Source organism: Pseudomonas sp. TMW 2.1634, from assembly GCF_001703595.1.
Classification (GTDB): Bacteria; Pseudomonadota; Gammaproteobacteria; order Pseudomonadales; family Pseudomonadaceae; genus Aquipseudomonas; species Aquipseudomonas fragi.
In genome coordinates this window covers 2263080-2281251 of sequence record NZ_CP016849.1, presented here as the reverse complement: position 1 = coordinate 2281251, position 18172 = coordinate 2263080, and the positions used below count along the sequence as shown (strand labels likewise).

General features: G+C 53.2%; 15 protein-coding genes. 3 read left to right on the top strand and 12 right to left on the bottom strand.

Going from position 1 to position 18172, the window contains the following annotated elements; translation table 11 throughout:
* Window positions 1–195: 195 nt before the first annotated feature.
* Entirely contained in the window at window positions 196–684 is a 489-nt protein-coding gene (locus tag BFC21_RS10845; protein WP_120266096.1) for an STY4534 family ICE replication protein, read from the bottom strand.
* A 97-nt stretch (window positions 685–781) separates the two neighbouring features.
* Window positions 782–1045: a hypothetical protein gene (locus BFC21_RS10840; protein WP_120266712.1), complete on the bottom strand. Its 264-nt coding sequence runs from the start codon at window positions 1043–1045 to the stop codon at window positions 782–784.
* Between the two features lie 851 nt (window positions 1046–1896).
* On the opposite strand from BFC21_RS10840, the gene BFC21_RS10835 reads away from it, so the two are divergent.
* From BFC21_RS10835 to BFC21_RS10825, 3 genes are all read left to right on the top strand, one after another.
* Entirely contained in the window at window positions 1897–4455 is a 2559-nt protein-coding gene (locus BFC21_RS10835; protein ID WP_120266095.1) for a hypothetical protein, read from the top strand.
* Window positions 4456–4464: 9 nt separating this feature from the next.
* Window positions 4465–6225: a DUF2357 domain-containing protein gene (locus BFC21_RS10830; RefSeq protein ID WP_120266094.1), complete on the top strand. Its 1761-nt coding sequence runs from the start codon at window positions 4465–4467 to the stop codon at window positions 6223–6225.
* A 48-nt stretch (window positions 6226–6273) separates the two neighbouring features.
* Window positions 6274–7424, top strand: a protein-coding gene (locus BFC21_RS10825) for an IS3 family transposase (RefSeq protein ID WP_088500423.1) whose coding sequence is annotated in 2 segments (ribosomal slippage) — window positions 6274–6508 and window positions 6508–7424 — 1152 coding nt in all. Because the reading frame shifts where the segments join, the coding sequence is not laid out codon by codon here.
* A gap of 836 nt (window positions 7425–8260) precedes the next feature.
* Here BFC21_RS10825 and pilM read toward each other — a convergent pair.
* From pilM to BFC21_RS10775, 10 genes are read right to left on the bottom strand one after another with little or no spacing between them, the layout of a single operon-like run.
* On the bottom strand, window positions 8261–8701 hold the full coding sequence (gene pilM / locus BFC21_RS10820; RefSeq protein ID WP_120266093.1) for a type IV pilus biogenesis protein PilM: 441 nt from the start codon (window positions 8699–8701) through the stop codon (window positions 8261–8263).
* Between the two features lie 24 nt (window positions 8702–8725).
* On the bottom strand, window positions 8726–10075 hold the full coding sequence (gene pilV, locus BFC21_RS10815) for a shufflon system plasmid conjugative transfer pilus tip adhesin PilV (RefSeq protein WP_120266092.1): 1350 nt from the start codon (window positions 10073–10075) through the stop codon (window positions 8726–8728).
* The gene (locus tag BFC21_RS10810; RefSeq protein ID WP_120266091.1) at window positions 10072–10335 is read right to left on the bottom strand and encodes a hypothetical protein; all 264 of its coding nucleotides are present in this window, start codon (window positions 10333–10335) and stop codon (window positions 10072–10074) included. The genes pilV and BFC21_RS10810 overlap by 4 nt, the downstream gene beginning before the upstream one ends.
* Before the next feature lie 9 nt (window positions 10336–10344).
* The gene (locus tag BFC21_RS10805; protein ID WP_120266090.1) at window positions 10345–10869 is read right to left on the bottom strand and encodes a type 4 pilus major pilin; all 525 of its coding nucleotides are present in this window, start codon (window positions 10867–10869) and stop codon (window positions 10345–10347) included.
* 21 nt (window positions 10870–10890) lie between these two features.
* A complete protein-coding gene (locus BFC21_RS10800) occupies window positions 10891–11982 on the bottom strand; it encodes a type II secretion system F family protein (protein ID WP_120266089.1) in 1092 nt (363 codons plus the stop codon).
* Window positions 11972–13489: a GspE/PulE family protein gene (locus BFC21_RS10795; RefSeq protein WP_120266088.1), complete on the bottom strand. Its 1518-nt coding sequence runs from the start codon at window positions 13487–13489 to the stop codon at window positions 11972–11974. Before BFC21_RS10795 ends, BFC21_RS10800 begins: the two co-directional genes overlap by 11 nt.
* A complete protein-coding gene (gene pilP, locus BFC21_RS10790; protein WP_120266087.1) occupies window positions 13486–13986 on the bottom strand; it encodes a type IV pilus biogenesis protein PilP in 501 nt (166 codons plus the stop codon). Before pilP ends, BFC21_RS10795 begins: the two co-directional genes overlap by 4 nt.
* On the bottom strand, window positions 13976–15295 hold the full coding sequence (gene pilO2 / locus BFC21_RS10785; RefSeq protein ID WP_120266086.1) for a type 4b pilus protein PilO2: 1320 nt from the start codon (window positions 15293–15295) through the stop codon (window positions 13976–13978). The genes pilP and pilO2 overlap by 11 nt, the downstream gene beginning before the upstream one ends.
* A gap of 1 nt (window position 15296) precedes the next feature.
* Entirely contained in the window at window positions 15297–17024 is a 1728-nt protein-coding gene (locus BFC21_RS10780) for a PilN family type IVB pilus formation outer membrane protein (RefSeq protein WP_120266085.1), read from the bottom strand.
* Entirely contained in the window at window positions 17021–18058 is a 1038-nt protein-coding gene (locus tag BFC21_RS10775) for a TcpQ domain-containing protein (protein WP_120266084.1), read from the bottom strand. Before BFC21_RS10775 ends, BFC21_RS10780 begins: the two co-directional genes overlap by 4 nt.
* Window positions 18059–18172: the final 114 nt, after the last annotated feature.

Here is an 18172-nt window from a genome sequence, read left to right as displayed (position 1 = left end):
GGGGTTAATACCACTGGCAGTTTGAGTAGATGTGGGGCGAGAGCAGGAAGGTGAGTCATGGTGCATCTCCAGATATGGGAAAGCACCTGACCCGACCGGGAGGTGATTTCCCGGTGACGGATGTCGTGAGTGATAGTTCAGCGGTGGAGCGGTTTCAGGATTGAAGTGGCACCCCGGAGGGTGCCTTGATTTCAATCATGCAGACTGACGCAGTGGCGCATCAGAGTTCTGTGGGTCGCAAACCGAGTCGTTCTCGGCGTTGTTTGGTTCAGTAGAGTCTTTCGGTTTGGCTTCATAGACGGTTTCGCCATCCACTTTGATCCAGCCGATAAAAAGCAGGCGCCCCTTGAGACTGGCTCCAGGTTGGCCTTTTTTATCGCCTTTTTCGTAGGTGAAGGCATCTGCCCAGATGTCGCCGACACGAAAGCTCGCAAGCACTTTCTTCCCGGCATCGACCGCGACCTGGCAGCGTCGAATCAGCTTTTCAGCTTCAGTGCCGACCACGTTGCAATCGATGTAGGAATACTCAACTTCATCAGTTGAACCGTGCAGAGCAGCTATGGCCACAGCCATAAAAGGTTTGCCCTTGCCGCGGGGCTTAACTTCGCGGATACGGTTGAGGTAACCGATGCCGGTGGTGTGCAGGTCGAAGAATTTGGCTTCGCTAGTGTGAGAGGTGTTCATGGTGATTCTCCAGTTTCGAAACATCAGAAAGCGGAGAGACGCTTCGCCCTTGAGGGAAAGTATTCCCCGCGAAGGTGGGTAGAGCAGGTGGGTGCCGTTAGAGCATTAGTTTCATCGCCGCGAGCATGACGCTAGTCGTTGCGGACAGCATCAGGCCCATACGGATGGTGAGTTTGACCTCTAGCTGAGAGATGTCGGTTTTCAATTCAGCGAGAAGATCGGTTCGAAGAACAGCGATATCTGCTTTGGTGGCCAAGCGTGAAAACATGTCGGTCTCCAGGGCTTCAATCACAGCATGAGCTTTCTGTTCAGGCACGTTAATCGAGATCAACGCTTGATAGAGAGCCAGTTCGGTTTTCATCAGACCTCCAAAAATATGCAAGAGGCCTGCCCAGACGGGGAGGCCCGTCATGGGTGGGAGAGAAGGTGCTTCCATCGACAGTTGTCGACTGATCGCGCTACCGGAAGCTATGGCGATCTTGGGTGTGGATCCATGCGGTACACCGCATCGTAGCCTTAAGGATCCTGACTACTGGGCATGTTGCTGACGACGTCAGCGAGACATGGGGTAAGCATGGAAACGACGCCGTGCTCTGTCAATATTCATTGCGTTTAAATCTTGAGTGAATATTTCCTGTTTTTTAGAGGGCTGGACTTTCCATTTAAATTGAATTTGTCCATTTTGGACAGGTGGTGCCGGTATGGTTTCGTACGGTTCTCAGGTCGATGTTTATAGCATGCAAAAGAAATCGTTAAAAACAATCTTGATTTTGACGCTGTTTTGAGCTTGGAAAGAAATACATGTGTGTAGTTAAAAGCTGCTTAGGTTAAAAAGTAAAACTGCTGCCTCTCACATTGGCAAGAGGGTTGTGGTTTTAAAAACAGTGCTTATTGTGCTCAGGGCTTACCGCGACAGCAAGTACAACCCATTTTAAGGTCTTTGTTTTTTCGGTAATGTCAATAGGCCTTATGGCTAAAATCCAATCTGATGAAACCTTCGGTTCTTCTAAGGACTGGGTATCGTCGCGGGAATCGAATTTTTATTGGATGGATGAATAGTTTAAGAGCCCAAATGAATGTAGACACCCGAGTCAGAATTGAGTAATTTTAGCGCGCCTGCTATTGATGTCAAAATGCCATTTCTTGTTATGGTGTGGTAAATCTAAATTGTAGGTCGTGTTAATTATAATATTGAATGATGATGAGGGTGTTATGGAAAGGACTTTGGTATATAAAGCATCATACAGTTTTAATGGCGATGATAAAGGGACGGTGATACCTGTTGCGATAGAGAAAGATGATGGGGTTGTGGTTCCGGTTGATATTAGTAATTATCCAAACAATAGTAGGATTTTCATATCTAAAGAATACGAAAAGATCCATTCAAGTTTTGCTGATGGTGAGCTATTTGTTTTGACCGATGTTAAAGAAGCTGATGTGGAAGAGTATAGTGATGCACCAAATAGGTCTAGGTACTATTCGATGGGGTACTTTAGTGCTCATGTCGAGACCAATACATATCTGCCTATAGTACAAATGGATCTGCCTGATATTGCTTCAGGCAGGGTTGAACATGGGCCAAGTATTGATGTTGGCAGCAAGCCATTTTTTATTTTGAATAACGATATTGTCTCTGGGCCATTTGTTTCACAAAGTGATGAGGATACATATTTAATAACGCCTCTGCAAAGTGTAACGCCTTTGTCGTTGAGTACATATTATGTAGCGCAGTTCTTGTTGAGGGATCTTGTTAATGCTGGGCTTATTTTAAGAACGTCTGGCGGAGGTGTTGATAGAATATACTTTACCTCGTTGAAACGAGCAAAAGAGCAAGTAACTTATGATCTGCAAGACTATATTTCTGATGCAGCGTTAATTAGGTTGTTTGCAAAGAATGATTTCGGAAGAGGTGTTGGTAGCCTTACGAAAACCGAAGCTACCAAGCTTGCCAATCTAATCAATGCTTATAGAAAGAAAAATAAAATAACAACAGATAGTGATAGAACAACTCGGTTGGAGAGCGTGTTAAGTGAGTATGTGGAGTTTGAGGGTGTTGGGAATGATATTGTTACTAATTACTTGAATACTAAAGTTGGTAAGGCGTTTTTAGCAGGATTTGTAGAGGATCATAAAGAGCAGCTGTTAAAGGAGACTATTAAAACTATAGAAGATCGTGAAGAGATCCGTCGTGAAAAAGCGGAGCGCGAGACTGCTGATGTTATAAGTAAACTTGAGGTAAAGAAGTCCGAGCTTAGGCAGCTTGAGGAAGGTTATGAGAGACGCAAGATTGAGGCGCAAGAGAGAATCGAAAAACTAAATTCGAAATCTCGAGAAGAGGAGGAAGTAAAGCTTAAGGATAGGAATAAGCAGATAGTTACTGAGATAGAAACTAATGAGAAGTTGCTGGGCGACTTAAGGTCTGCACTCGGCGAGTATAAAGATATAAAATCTAGGAAGGATGAAATCACGAAGCTAGACAATATATCCGATTATAAAAGGGATGAGCTTAATAGGCTTCGTCAATTGGTTGAGGAGCAGCAGAACTTTATTACAAATCCTAAGATGGCAAGCCAGAAAATGGTTGAAATCGATATGGTTAAAAAATTATTAAGTGGGAGTTCTCACGGCGAAGAACAGGAAGAAGTATTCCCTCTGCTGCTTGTTGAATACCCGCAGAGTGTAGAAGGCGATAAAAGAAAGGATTACATAAATAACCTGAAAGATGATTTTTCTAAAGGTGATGGTCGCTCATACAGTTATGACGAGATGGCGAATTTAGTTGTTACCGTGATGCAAAGCTATTTTACTATCATTGCCGGGCCGCCGGGAACAGGTAAGACCTCAACGATTAATCGATTTGCCGAAGCTATGGGGCTTGTTCACTCTAAAAAAAGCAGTATAGAGATGGATAACTTCTTGAGCGTTTCCGTAGCACGTGGATGGACATCAAGTCGTGAGCTTTTGGGTTTCTTTAACTCGTTGAAAAATGCTTATCAACCGTCTCGAAGCGGTCTATTTCAATTTTTGAGTGCTTTTTCTAAGCAAGCTAAAAGTGGGATTGATTATGTTGATGGTCTTAAATTGGTGCTTCTGGATGAAGCGAACTTATCAAGTATTGAACACTACTGGTCAGATTTTTTGTTGATATGTGACTATTTTGAAAAGTCTCAAAAAATTGATTTGGGAATGTCAAGTGCGAAAGGGCGGTATTTGGATCTTCCTAACAGCTTGAGGTTTATAGGAACTATTAATAATGATTCTACTGTTGAGGGTTTGTCAAGTCGGTTGATAGATCGTGCTGCTATTATCAACTTGGGTTATGAATCTTTTGCCAGCACATCAAGAATTGCAGATTCGGTTTTGCGTGGGGCAGTGCCATATGAGCAGCTTAGATCAGCTTTTACTCCTGGAGAGGATGAGGATTACTATCTGGATTTTGCAGATGAAGTACGGTTAAAGCAGGTCCTGGATATTCTATCAACCTCTACGATTAAGGGCGGTCAAATACATTTTAGTAAGCGAAAGACGAATGCCATCAGTCGTTATTGCTTCATTGCAAATCAATTATCATACGAAAAAAGCCAGCCATTGGATTATGCTATCAGTCAACATATTTTGCCAGCTGTAAGTGGTCATGGACCAGGCTTGCGGGAGCGTCTTAAACAGTTAGAAGTTAAACTAGATGAGTTTGATTACTCTATCTCGAGAAAATTGGTAAGTGGTATTATTGAATCGGGTGATGATTACTCTGACTCATACTCCTTTTTCTGAGTATATTTTATGCTAGAGATAGAGATAGTTCATGGGAAGCGGAAAGGTTTAATATTCAATTTGCTAGATTCCTCTGTTGCTTTGGAAACTCCATTAGCTGTGCAGGAAGATGAAGTTTTAGTTTTTAGGGCGACGATAGATGAGGATATACCCACGTTATCGTTGGTGCTTCATGAAAATGAGGTGTTATTTACCTCGCGTTTTTTTGTGGACGGGTGTTGGGTTTATGAGTGGCACCCAAAAGAAACTTATGGAAGAAAGAAAGAGGCTTTTTTTCATAATTATTATGGGCTTGCTGAGTTATCAATTGCGGCGAAGGATCCTGATGACCCTTCACGGTTTTTGTTTGTCTTAAATATGCAGCCTTTAGAGGTGTTGGCGAAGAAAATAAATGCTGATCGTGTAACGTCTATGCTTGAATTCTTGTCCCGGCATGATGGAAGAGATCTTGCCAGCGCAATAAGGATTACGAGGTTGCGCGCTGGATTTACGGAGGGTGGAAAAACCGATCAGTTTCTAATTGATAAAATTCAAAATAACATAGTTTTTTTAAAGAAAATTTTGCCGGATTTGTCTAAGCGGCCGATAACAAATTTAAAGCGTAGTGAGCGTTTGGTTGTTCCGAATCAACAAACTCTAGTTGATGAGGCATCCATGTGGTGGGTTACAGAAAATCCACACTATTTATTTGGGGTTGACTCCCATGAAGACTCGTTATTGATTTATGATGAGGAAAACTATGGTGCAAGTAAGATTGTCGAAACAACTTTTTATGAAAGTACGGATTTGTACGAAAATGGAGTTGTGCATGGCTTCTTATTGTCTCTCATACTGGCTGTAAAAAAAATCAGAGATAAGCTTTCTAACGCGCATGCAAGACCAATAGAGAACGCTTTTCACTTAGATGGTTATGTTTCATTTTTTTCACAAGTGCGCAAATTTTCAGTCGCTATAAATGCTAACAAAATCATCGCTTGTGATCACATGCTAAAGGACTTGCATGGACTGCGTGCGTGGTTTGAAAGCAAGGTTATTGTTAGTAAATTACATATGGGTGTTCCCTATTTTACGCAAAAAGCGAAGAGGAATTTTTTGTACCATCAAGTCTTCAGTAGATTCATATCTTGGCATAGGTATGGTAATCCAGATTGGGGGGTGCAAGACGAGCTAAATTCTATTAAAGATATACCGCGACTATTTGAGTATTATGTTCTTTGTGTCATTAAAAGTCAGCTGGGGGAAATGACTCTGAAGGGGGTTCCGCTGACGCCAGTTGCTATTTCTGAGGAGGGAGATTTGTTTGAATATAAGTCAGGAAATAGTACGGTTAAACTTATGTATGAGCCCGAGATATGGGTGTCAGAACATGATAAAGCTTCCAGTGAAGGGTTGGTGAACACCGAGGGGTGGACTAAGAATTATAAATTTAATGTTCAGGGTGGCAGTGGGGTTTTCTATAAGGAAAGGTCCAAGAATGGTCGTTACTCACAGCGTCGCCCAGATTTTATGATAGAAGTGTGTAGTGCTAATGCTGAGCCAACTTATATAATTATTGATGCGAAGTACACTGATTCGGAAAGAGCCTTTCAGACCTATCTGCCTGATCTTACAATGAAATATATACATGGTATACATCATAAGAAAACTGGTGTTAATCGTTCAAGGGCTTTGATGATAATCAATCCGGCTCATGAAGGTGTAACTAGGCATTTTCATAATAAAAATTATGATATATACAGTGACTCCCCAGTGTCTCTGAATCGCCCCTAGTTTCGTAGACACCTCCAAGCCTTAAAATGAGGCCCATTAGGAGGTGCCATGAGCAACCAGCGATATCCCGAAGAATTCAAAATCCAGGCGGTCAAACAAGTGACCGAAAAGAAGCTTCCTGTCTCGGAGGTGGCTGCACGATTGGGTGTGTCCGTGCACAGCCTCTATGCTTGGGTTAAGCGCTACACCAAGCCCCAGGAACAGCGCGTTGAGGAGGATGATCAGAGCGCTGAGGTTCGTCGTCTACGGGCCGAGCTGAAACGGGTGACGGAGGAGCGAGACATCTTAAAAAAGGCCGCCGCGTACTTTGCCAAGGAGTGCGGCTGAAGTACGCCTTTATTAAGCAGCAAGCGGGTCATTACGCGATTCGACGGCTTTGCCTGACGCTCAAGGTTCATCCCAGCGGCTACTACGCGTGGCTATCAGAACCAAAATCTGCGCGAGCCAAGGACGATCAGCGACTGCTTGGACTGATCAAACACTCCTGGTTGGAAAGCGGTGGTGTTTATGGCTATCGCAAGATCCATGATGACCTGCGAGAGGTTGGTGAGAGCTGTGGCCGTCACCGGGTAGCTAGGTTGATGCGCCTTGAAGGTTTACGTTCTCAGACTGGGTATCGACGGAGGCCGGGAAAATATGGCGGTAAACCAGCCGTTGCCTCACCGAACTTACTGAAGCGCCAATTCGATGTCAGAGAACCCAACAAAGTCTGGGTCACAGACATTACCTACATCCGAACATATGAAGGCTGGCTGTATTTGGCCGTGGTGCTCGATCTGTTTTCACGCCAGATCATTGGTTGGTCAATGAAGTCGCAGATGACCAGCGACGTAGCCATTGATGCACTGCTGATGGCGGTTTGGAGACGTAAGCCGAAGCAAGAGGTGATGATCCACTCGGATCAAGGCAGTCAGTACAGCAGCTCAGACTGGCGAAGCTTCTTGAAAGCTAACAACCTGGTAGCCAGCATGAGTCGTCGAGGTAACTGCCACGACAACGCTGTAGCGGAGAGCTTTTTCCAGCTGCTAAAGCGGGAGCGGATCAAGCGTAAAATCTACACTACACGCCAGGATGCTCGGGATGATGTGTTCGATTACATCGAGATGTTTTACAACCCAAAACGACGCCACAGTTTCAACAATCAGCTGTCACCGGTAGAGTTTGAAAAGCGTTACGCAGCGAGCCTGGAGAGTGTCTAGGAAACCCGGGGCGATTCACTCCTGCGCTACTAGTTACCTCTATTGATGTTTCAAAGGCTCATGCTCTCGTTTCTAACTTGAGTTCTGATCTGTCACAATTGTTACTTATGTCTGCTTGATTTTGTGAGGGGGGTTCCCCCCCCCCCTCTTTTTTAGGGGTTATGTTAAAACATTAGTCTTGGAATTCTCCCAAATACCTTCTATTTCGCTCAAGTATGTTGCACTCAACCTTCAACCAGAATGCGCCGAGAGCAACGAACCAACCTTGTTCTCGGTTATGTGTGTTCAAAAAAATTCTAAGACCAGCATGCCACCTGCAAAACGTGAAGCGCCGTAGATCTCTGGGCTGTGATCGTGACGGTTCAGATTTACCTGGCCAATCATCGTGGCTGAGGCCAGCAAACATAAGGCACGCATCCGCGTACAAAGGGAGCCCTGCGTTTCGCCGGCGGGCCACCGGCAGGGACAAGCCGCTACCGACAGGTAGCCTGACGATCCTTCTCAAGATCTTCAGGTTACCTGTCGGCGTGCTTTAAAAAGTATGAGCCGCAACACCAGTGCGGCCCTAAGTCGACGGTGCTTCGAACCTCTAGAAAACCCTATGTGCCTTTGAACTCGCTGTTCACGAGTGGACGGCTGCGTGTCTGGCTTGGAACAGGGAGACACAGGGAGAATTTTCATCCAGATCCGCACGCCCTTCCCGGAGCTCAGCGTGCTTTGGGGACGATGTTTAAAAGCCATCGTCGGGTGCTACTGATGACCGCCAGTAGCCAGCGAGGTGAAATCTGTTTGTGAATCAAGTGTGCCACAAGATAAATTGGCCTGCCAAATTGTAGTTATTGATACAGCACGACAGCACCTTCGGGTACAGCCGCAGGCAGCAGAATCAGCGTTACCCCTGTGTCCGGGTTGACCAGGCGCCCCTGGATGTTAAGGCCCGCAGCAATTGATCCCTGTGTCAGGTCAGCCAGTTTGCGCGCCAACCCCGCTGGCGGTTGCGGGTAGTAGGAGTAACTCAATCCCGCCGCCACTAAGCCCTCAACCCCCTGTAAATGCACAAACCAGCTCGGCAGGGGCAAGGTCGAGTCCGCCACGTTGCCGGTCATTGTGGGATTGCTTTGAGCATAGGTGGCCAGTGCCTGGCGATAGACCAACAGGTTGTACGAGATCGCCGACACGTCACCATGCCACGCCAAGGTTTCGGCCCGTTGCGACTGTTCGCTTACGATGCCCAAGGCCATCGCGGTGACCGCTAAAACCAGCCAGTGAAGTGCCATTTCCTAGCCCTCGGCATTTATGACTCACGGTGTGAACTCAGTGAGGTAAATAACCCCCATCCCGCACTGGTAGGGGTAGGACGACACGGTATACGCGCTGCCCGCCGGTACCATAAAACCAGTGGAGGTCATCTTGTTGCCTACGTCGTAGGTGTGTACGGAGCCTGATACGGTGATCCAGCTGCCATAGAACACCGCTGCGCTCATTTGGTAGCGGTTGCCACAGGTTCCTCCCACGCCATTGCCGCCATACGCGGTGACAAAAATAGGTGTTGAGGCCGTGTTGGTACGGGTGACGGAGCCGCGATAGGCCCCGGCCCCGGCCAGTTTGCCGGGGCCCGCGCGGGCGCCTTTCCACACGCCGGACTGGCACGACAGGATCACGCCAGTGGTGTCACGCCCGAGCAGCCCATTGGGTGAGCAGGCAGTGTTCTCTGTGGCCAGCCCCACCAGTTGGATATATTCGCCCACTTCGGTGCGACCTTCGGCGGTCAATGTGCCTGCGCGAACCTGGCCAGCCGTATAGACGTTTTTATTGCCATAGGCCCGCACCCAACTGGCGTCGGACATGTACCAGCCGCCCCCCCATTTTTCGCTGTACCAACCACTGTCGCCCTCGGTGCGAAACCAGTTGCCGGTGTAGGTTTCCCCCTCGATGCGGGCCGTACCTGCGTGGACCTCACTGGCGCGGATCTGAGCCGCGTTATTCACATCGCTGTTGCCCATGTCCAGGGTGGTGTTCATGCGGTTGAGCTCGGGTTTGCCGGGGATGGCATTGCGGTACAGGTAGTCATTGGCGAGTGCGCCATCTTGCAGAAACAGCGCGCTGGCGGTGTGGCCTACACCGGGGTCTACCCCGAAGTTGCTCAGCGCAATCTGCCAGCCGCCACGGATGCCTTGGATGATGTCGGTCTGGTTGACGGGGATGAAACCGCCGGTGCCGCCCAGGTACTCGGCGATTTCGCGAGTGCCGATTTCGTCGATGCTTTCCCCACCTGTGGTGATGAGAATTGATTCCAGTTGGTTGGGGAACGGGCTGCGGGCCAAAACCAGAAATGTCTGTCCATAGGCGTTTTTATCGCTGAAGCCATCGGGCAAATACCGCGTGTTACTCAGCATCTCGACGGTGATCTGCGCCGGTACCGTGGGTGTGGCGATGGCCAGTACCGCACTGAAGTGGTCCTTAAGGTAGCGGGCAGCGGCATCGGCGACGACTTGCTGTTGTTGGGCGGCAATCTGGTAGTTCTGCGAGTCCATACGGCTGGCCAGAAGGCTGACCCCGATGGCACTCATCAGGCTGAAGGCGATGATCACAAACATCATCTCCACGGCCATAAAGCCGCTTTGCGGGCGAGAGCGGGTGCGGTGGTTCATCCCCATAAGCTCCGTTGTGACTGATTTCCCACATCCTGATCAATCTGCTGCACTTGGCCGGTGCGGATTTTTTCGCGGATGCCCGGGCCGTCTTCACCACTGAACCGCCGGCTCTTCACCGTGAGGGTGCGCTGCGTGCCGTGGGGCTCCAGGGTTTGGCAAATAACAGCGAGCAATTGGGCACCGCACAGGCGTTTGACGTCGCTGAAACCGTCGCCCGGGTAGAGGCCGACGAAATCGGCCTGCGTAATCCAGCTCATGCCAGATCCTCAATACACCGTCCACGCCACGGAATTGGTGTCCGCGTCGGTGCAGCTGGCCGCAGCTGCGGCCGCTGAGACCTCGCCGGACACCGTGGCTGCACCATTGATCGAAGTGCTGACTTTGGGGCCGCGACTGACCTTCGTGGCCAGCGTCATACAGGCATCGATCGGCAGGCCGTTCTCGGTCACGGTGAAGGTCATGCCGCCGGAGGTGACGCTCACCGTGCCATTCCAGGCGTTGAACAGCATGCCGCCCGACACGCTCATGTTGGGCAGGCCTTTACTGGCAACCAGTTGGTCCACCAAATTGGTTCCAGAGGTGCCGTAGCCGTTGCTGCCCTTGAGCTTTCGAGTGTTGGCCATGAGTTGGGCAATGTTGGATTGCTCATTGCTGATATCGGAACTGCTGAGCAGGGCGCCGCCATTGTAGAGCGCATAACCGATACCGATCGCCAGACAAATCAGGACAAACAGCATGGTCAAATCAATAAATCCGCGCTGGGCGGGTAGGGTACGAGCAGGTGCGTGCATGGTGGTTTTCCTTGTGGTGGGTTAGCGCTGCAAGGCGCTGGTAATGTCGCTTTGCAGGCTGTAGGTCCCCACGAGCACGAGAACCATCAATGAACCGATAGCGACTGAAGAGATAATCAGCAGGCTTTTTGAGTAACGCTCCATGTGCTTGAGTGAGTTTTCCAGCCAGCGCTGGCTGAAGCGCTGGATGGCTTCAGAAAACCCTTTACGCGTGGCCAATACGCACAAGAACTGCACGGCCTGCGGGTCAGGAAAGCCATGCCCGGCCAGTTGCAGCGCTTCGCCAAAGTTCTTGCCCATGCGCACGCCATAACGGGCGGCCACCAAACGTTCGCGCAGCCAGGGTTTCGCGTTGAGCTTGAGAATGTCGAGGGCTTCGACCTGATTGATATTGGCGCGCAGCATCACTGAGATGTTGAGCAGAAAGGTCGAGCCGTGCAGGGTTTTGTAGATCGACCACGGAGGCAAGCGCTCCAGCACTACCCGCAACGGCCCGCAGAAGTAGGGCAGGGTCAGGATCGCCAGAATGAGCAAAAGCACTCCGCTGATCAGCGTGACCAGGCCCCATTGATCCACATAGTTGGCGATGCAGTAGAGCAGGGCGGGGGCGCCGGTCCATGACTCGGGATCCGAACGTCGGGCCAGAGCGGGGACCATTTTCGTCGCGATGACTTGCAGCAAGTAGGCCATCAGGCTCCACAGCAGGGCCGGATACAACGAGGACGACAGCACCAGGGAGAGGATTTTCTGCTGGGCCTCAAGGATGCGCACGCAATCAGAAAACGCCTGCAGCAAATTGCCCGAGCGCTCACCGGCGGCGATGATTGCCACCTCTTGATAGGACATCCAGGCCTGGCAGGCATCAGCCAGTTTTTTGCCGTTTTGCACACTTAAGGCCATGGCCGAACAGGCCAGGGCTATCGGATGGCGCGGGTGCTTCCCTTGGCTGCTGTAGACGTCGCCGACTTCTTTCAGGGCTTCATTGAGCGTCACGCCGTTTTCCAGCAACGCCACCATGCTCTCGTAGAACTGGATTTTCTCTTTTGTTCGAAATTTGCCACGGCACCAAGCGTCAGCCAGTGCGCCAGAGCGGTCCAGCAGACTAGCCAGCATGATCGGCCTCCAGAATGTACTGATCAAAATCCAGCGGGCCGACGATGGTTTCGGCCATGCGCGGATCAATCAGACCGGCGCGTACCTTGCTCAGGGTGTGCTGGGTCTTGGTGATGCCCGCCATCTCCCGTACCCAGTAATTGCGCGCCTCCCCGGCACCTTGTTCGCGGAACATGCGCATAAAGCCGTGGGTGCAGACCAGTACTTCGGCGACTACGGTGCGGGTGGTCACGCCCAGTTCCTGGCAGTGCCGGCAGCCATCACCCTGCAGCCACACGTCTTCGATGGTGGTGAGCCGTTGCAGGCGTTGCACCAGTTCAGTGTCCAGTTCCGGCAGGTGATCTATGGCGGGTTTGCGACAGTGCATGCAGAGCACGGGCAGCAGCGACTGGTTGATGATCCCGGTCAGCAGTGCGGGATCAGTCACCAGGCTGATGTCCATGCCCATATCGATCAGCCGCTGAATGGAAGCGACAGCGTTGTTGGTGTGCAAGGTCGACAGTACCAGGTGGCCGGTCAGGCCGCCGGTGAAGGCGGCGATGCACGACGGCAAGTCGCGGACCTCGCCGTACATCAAAATATCCGGATCCAGGCGCATGGAGTTGGCGATGGCTTGTACCCAGGTTTCGTCAGCTCCCAAGGGTGACTGATTAGCCAACAGTGGATATTCAGGTGGGTCCTCGACCGTGAGAATATGCCGGGTGCCAGCCATCTCCCGGGCTAGCAGGTTGAGGCTGACCTGCAGGGTTTTGGACTTGCCGGAGCCAGTGGGGCCGGTGATGAAATTCACTCCATAGGGCAGGCGGCACAGGCGTTTGAGCTGGCCGATCTGCACGGGTAGAAACCCCAGGTCTTCCAGCGCCTGCCTGGACTTGTCATCCGACAGCAAGCGCAACACCATCAGGGGCCCGTCCACCAGAGGGCGGGTGGATACCCGCGCGCCGAAGAGGCCGAGCTGGTCGACAAACTGGCGACTGACCCGGGCATCCTGACTGATCTCGGGTTGGTAGTGCTCCTTGGCCACGTCGCACATGCTGTTGTACAACGCCGAGCACAACTCGCGGCCCCTGGAACTGGGGATTTCCCCGGCGGCGGTGAGCAAGCCGTGGATGCGGAAAAAGATCCGGGTGATGTCATGGCCGACCACAAAATGAATATCACTGGCCCTGGCCTGGTGCGCGCGCCCCATCAGGGCGATGACCTCCTGCTGGCGCTGGGTACTGGTGGCAGCTGACAGGGTTTGCGCGTGAACCGTTTGAACCATATACAGGTTGTGAATTTCGCTCATGCTCGAGGCCTTGACCTCAAAGGCGACATTGGCGCGTTCGAGGCGGTCCATCAGCGCCATCACATAGGGATCGGTCAGGTGCTGCTCCGACACAAACAGCACCCCTGTATCTGTCAGAGCGCAGAGCTGGCGCAATTCGTCATTGAGAGCCCAAGGTTCTCCCGCCGCAGTCAGCAGGTGCGAAGGTTCGCACGCCACCGTGCTTTCCTGGGCGTTCATGGTTGAAACACCGGTGCTGGCTGGCCAGGCAGCATCCCGGGCAAGCCCATTGGCTGTGACGGTGTTCCAATGCCCGTATCTTTCTGCGTGGGTGCTGTGCTGGCAAAGCCCAGTGGGTAGCGCTTACCGGCCCTGCTCAGCGCCACGCTGTCGAGGCTGATACTGGACACGGAATAACCCCCCGGCAGTTCCGGGCCGCCCACCCGGGCGTCCACCTCATAACCTGCGCTGTAGAGCAGGGTGGCGCGTAATGCCTGAGGTGGCCCGTATACCAGTTTGATCACGGGTGGCGGCAGTTCGCTGTTGCCGGACGTGACCGTACCTGACGATGTCCCGCCTTCACTTTCCAGCGCCCGGAGTGCCTTGGCCCGTTCGCCCTGCGCTTTGTACAGGTAGGTTTGGCTTTGTACCGCTGACAGTTCTCCCACCGAGATTGCAGATTCTGCGTGGCTCAGACTGGTCGCTAACAGCAGTAGCGACAGCAAGTTAGCGTGCATACAAGTCTCCTGTTACAGACCAGCTCAATTGGTAGTTCTGCAATTGAGTGGTGATGCTGTTCAGGCGAAAGCCGGTGCCTGGCACATCATGCAGTAACGCCGCAGGCGGCAAGTCGCTGCTGAATGTCAGCTCAAAGTGTTTCCAGTCCGGCAGTGCTGTAACCGCAGATTCAGGTTGTCCGGGCAGCGCCGGGGGCTTGCTCACCTGAACCGGAATTTCCTTGAGGGTGGGTTTCAGGCTTCGCTCGTGGAGCCATGACGTCAGACCAGCCAGGGCATCGCTGGCATTGAGTAATGTCTCGTCCCCAACCAGGGGTAACGAGAGGCTGGATCTCAATGTGGCGCTGTTGCCTTGATCGAAAAACGCCGGGCTGTCGGCGAAATACCCATGCGCGGCCTGAATAAAGCCTGCTGCCGTGCTGTTGCCTGTGCGCTTGTAGGTGGCCAAGAGCAGTTCGCCATTACACATGGCAGTGACAAAAACCCAACCGGCGATGCTCAGCGGCAGGCCGTCGATCGCAGCCTGACAGCCTTCGACCAAGGCATCGACCGACGGGCGTGTGGCCCAGGGATGCTCCAGGGCCTGAAGGGATTGCTCGGTAGGTGCTCGGGCATTGAGTTCGGCCAGCTTGGCCAGCCGTACCTGTTCGGCGGCGATGGCGGCCTCCCTTATCTGTCGGCTGCTGTAGGCATCCCATTGTTGCCAGCCGATCAGACTTGCGATCAGCAGGATTCCCACCCCGGCGACCCGAATACGTTCGCCAGGCGATAGACCAAATACAAGCGGACGCAGACGATGTTCGCGGCGCAGATGGCGGGGCTCCAGCAGGGCTTCGATCTCCAGGGGGCGACCACCGCGCTGGAATTCCTCTGGTAAAAAGGTCTCGGCGAAATGAATGGAACGGCCCAGCAGTTGCTCCACCTTGCGTTGAATGTCTTCGGCGCTGCCAACACGGTCGCTGCCGGGAATCACTGCGCCTTCAAATACTGCGACCAGTCCGTAGCGATCTTCATTGGGCGCGATGCGCCAGGCGGCAATCCAGGAGTCCCCCAGTTGTCCGGCCAGGACTGCGGCCAGCGAATACATCCCCTTGACTGCCCCAGCACTGCGGGCCGCAAATCCGGCCTGAATGATGGAGTCCGTGCGGCGAACCGCAACGATGTCCATGGCCTGCTCCCGTCCGAATTGGCGGGCTTCGCGCATGTATCCGGTGAGGCTGCTTAGCGGATGCCAGAGCAGACCGACGACAAAGGATTGGCCGTGGTAGTGCAGGACCTGCACTTGGGCAGGGGAGGACGGGCTGGCCATGTCAGCTTCTCCACGGGTCGGGTTCGCCGAGCAGAATCGGCGTGATTAGCACCACCAGCACGGTATGGGTTGACGTGCGACTTTGCGCGCCGCCCAACCCCCAGAACCGGGGGTTGCCGACACCGCTGTGCATGGTGTCTTCAGACTTCTCATCAAACCCGGACAGAATCAGGGTCTGTCCGCTGCGCAGCTTGACCTTGGGGCTTAGTACCTTGGTGTCGTAGTCCGCGGTCTGCACGCTGGACTCGTTGCTGGTGAAGGTCTGAAACACCGGTTTGGAGCTCATGTTGATGGAAATCATCACCAGCACTTCGTCGTCCTGGGTGATGCGTGGCAACAGGGTCATGTTGAAGCCCGAGGTGATGGTTCCTGCATTCAACGTGGTACTGCTGCCCACCGAAGCGGTGTTACTGGTGGTGCTGGACGGGATATAGCCCTTCACATTGCCAATCTGGATGGGAGCCGGTTGCAGGTTGAGGGTAGTGACTGAAGGCGAGCGCACGTTCGACACCCGCCCTTGTTCGGCCAGTGCCTTGATGATCGCGGTTGAGCCCGCCCAGGGTGATTTGGCGCCGTCGACAATGCCGATCGAGCCGGAGATGGCGTTGTCACTGATGCCCGACAGCGTATTGCCCAGGGAAAAGCCCCAGTTGTTGGCCAGCGACTTGTACACAGCCGACCAGTCCAGGGCCAGTTGGTCCTTGTCTGTCAGCGCCACTTCAAACACCTTCACGTTGAACAGCACCTGGCGAGTAATGGCGCGATTGGTTTTTGCCAGATACGCCGCAACCCGGTCCAGTACCTCGGGCCGGTCGGTTACGGTAAGCGTGCCGGTCGACGCGGCCATAAATAGCCGCCCCGGTGGCGATGGACTCAGCATCGCCTGCACGTTTTGCTCGATATCGCTCAGGATCGACGTATTGAGCGATACCTGAGTACTTTGATGGCTGCCGGATTCTCCGCTGGCTCCGGAGCCGCTGCCACTGCCACCTGACGTGCCCGACGTGGTGGTCATGCCTGATTTGACGGTGTTCTCGATCACCTGCTTGTCGCCGAAGGCATACACCTCGAATACCTGTGTATCGAAGTAATACACCCGCACGGCGTGCTCAACGGGTGAGTACTGCCATGCCAGCCCCAGGCGTGAGGTCACCAGATCCAGTAACCCGGAAATACGCCCGCTGAACTTGATTCCGCTCACCGTTCTCGGCGCACCCACATCGGCAAAATCCATTCCGCGCAGTGGCAGTCCGCCTTCAGAGCTGAAGCCCGGGGGAAACAGCCCTGCGAGACTTTCCGGGTTGGGCGCCATGACTGGAGGTGGTCCTGAAGCGGACTGATTGACCTTGGGCGTACGGGCATTCACCTGCGGATTGATCGCGTCAGGCGCCACCCGTACCGACAACCCGCACTCATGGGTGATGAACTGCGCCACGTCACTGATGCTAACCGCCCCGGCCGGCCGATAGGTGCGCTCGCAGTCCAGCGCGGCAGGCAAGCCGCGTTTGGCCATGACCGGCCGGGTCGACACCCAGGGCTTGTCACTGAAAATGACCGTCTCCCGTGGGGGCTCGGGCTGTTGATGACGGGCAAGCGCGGCGTAGCGGGAAGCCTCGACTGCATCCTGCTCGGCTCGGCTGGAGGACTCGCTGGCCGGCTGCAGCGAGCAACTGCTACACAGCAAAACCGCCACGCCAAGGCAGCAGTTGCAAATGAGTGAGCGCATCATGGCTTCCTCTCCGAGACGTACACCACCCGTTGCACGGCATTACCGTCGACGCTGAAGCGCCGGGGTGCGTTGTCGTACAGTGGGAAGATCTGGGCAATCGCTTCCTGAAAGGTGCCGTTGAAGTTCAGGGGGGCTTCGATCGGGTAGTCCAGGTCCTGCGTCTGCCAGATCAATTGCCAGCCCGCCTGTTTGCACCAGTCCGCGATGGTTTGATGCAGCGTGCTGCCCACTGGCGCAGTCCAGCTTGCCGGGCGTGGTGCTGGCGCAGGTGCGCGCGGTGGACTGGCTGGGGCAGCGCGCGCCACAGCAGGTTTTTGCTCTGGAGAAGGGCCGTCCTTGGCGAGCGTTGCTGGAATTGGGACTGGTGGAGACGTCGAGCTACCGGGATTCACTGGAGTTGCTGGGTTGCTGGTAGGCAACGCCGCCGTTGAGCTTTTGATCACAGCAGAGGCTGGCGCTGGGAGATTGGCCACCGTTGGCCGGGACGGATCTTGTTGCACGACAGCGAGGGTGACGGGTTTTGGTGCGTCGGGCAGTTGATAGCCAGTTCGCAGCGCGTAGCAAACCTGACGGTTCACCTCATCGACCTTCACCTGCCAGGCAGGCCCGGCGAGTACTTGCAGGGTATTGCGCAGGGTCATCGGGCCCAGCTTGTACTGCGCCGCCGGTAGTGGCCGGGTGTAGAGAATGTTGATGTGACCTGTACTCGGCGCACACAGCGAGTACCCCGAGCGATTCATCACGTATTGCATGGCATCGCGAACGTTGGGGCTCATGTTGGCGGGGATGCTGATGTCGATGATCTGCGCCATCAGATCGCGCTGACCCGAGGTTGGCAGGGTGCTGACCAGGGTGTAGCGGCCATAGCGTACGACGGGCTCTTTTTCTGGCACGGCACCGCTTGGGTAGAGGTCTGGCGCAAGCAAGTCCGGGTTACGACTGCTGTCGAACGCGGGTTTGGTTGGTGGCTCTGACCGAGTCGTACAACTGATGACGAGTGCGAGCAGAGAGAGTGTGGTGAAGTGCCTGATCATGTGCAGAGCGGCCCCCGTGGGTGATGGGGGTACGTTGGCAGGCTGTGTTAGTGGGCGCAGCAGGAAATGGATATTTTGAAGGCGTACATTTTTAAAATAAGGGCCAATATCAGT

What these genes read in the sequence shown, in the direction of transcription:
- BFC21_RS10845 (WP_120266096.1), bottom strand. Translation starts at nt 684, where the DNA reads ATGAACACCTCTCACACTAGCGAAGCCAAATTCTTCGACCTGCACACC.
- BFC21_RS10840 (WP_120266712.1), bottom strand. Translation starts at nt 1,045, where the DNA reads ATGAAAACCGAACTGGCTCTCTATCAAGCGTTGATCTCGATTAACGTG.
- BFC21_RS10835 (WP_120266095.1), top strand. Translation starts at nt 1,897, where the DNA reads ATGGAAAGGACTTTGGTATATAAAGCATCATACAGTTTTAATGGCGAT.
- BFC21_RS10830 (WP_120266094.1), top strand. Translation starts at nt 4,465, where the DNA reads ATGCTAGAGATAGAGATAGTTCATGGGAAGCGGAAAGGTTTAATATTC.
- pilM (WP_120266093.1), bottom strand. Translation starts at nt 8,701, where the DNA reads ATGGCACTTCACTGGCTGGTTTTAGCGGTCACCGCGATGGCCTTGGGC.
- pilV (WP_120266092.1), bottom strand. Translation starts at nt 10,075, where the DNA reads ATGAACCACCGCACCCGCTCTCGCCCGCAAAGCGGCTTTATGGCCGTG.
- BFC21_RS10810 (WP_120266091.1), bottom strand. Translation starts at nt 10,335, where the DNA reads ATGAGCTGGATTACGCAGGCCGATTTCGTCGGCCTCTACCCGGGCGAC.
- BFC21_RS10805 (WP_120266090.1), bottom strand. Translation starts at nt 10,869, where the DNA reads ATGCACGCACCTGCTCGTACCCTACCCGCCCAGCGCGGATTTATTGAT.
- BFC21_RS10800 (WP_120266089.1), bottom strand. Translation starts at nt 11,982, where the DNA reads ATGCTGGCTAGTCTGCTGGACCGCTCTGGCGCACTGGCTGACGCTTGG.
- BFC21_RS10795 (WP_120266088.1), bottom strand. Translation starts at nt 13,489, where the DNA reads ATGAACGCCCAGGAAAGCACGGTGGCGTGCGAACCTTCGCACCTGCTG.
- pilP (WP_120266087.1), bottom strand. Translation starts at nt 13,986, where the DNA reads ATGCACGCTAACTTGCTGTCGCTACTGCTGTTAGCGACCAGTCTGAGC.
- pilO2 (WP_120266086.1), bottom strand. Translation starts at nt 15,295, where the DNA reads ATGGCCAGCCCGTCCTCCCCTGCCCAAGTGCAGGTCCTGCACTACCAC.
- BFC21_RS10780 (WP_120266085.1), bottom strand. Translation starts at nt 17,024, where the DNA reads ATGATGCGCTCACTCATTTGCAACTGCTGCCTTGGCGTGGCGGTTTTG.
- BFC21_RS10775 (WP_120266084.1), bottom strand. Translation starts at nt 18,058, where the DNA reads ATGATCAGGCACTTCACCACACTCTCTCTGCTCGCACTCGTCATCAGT.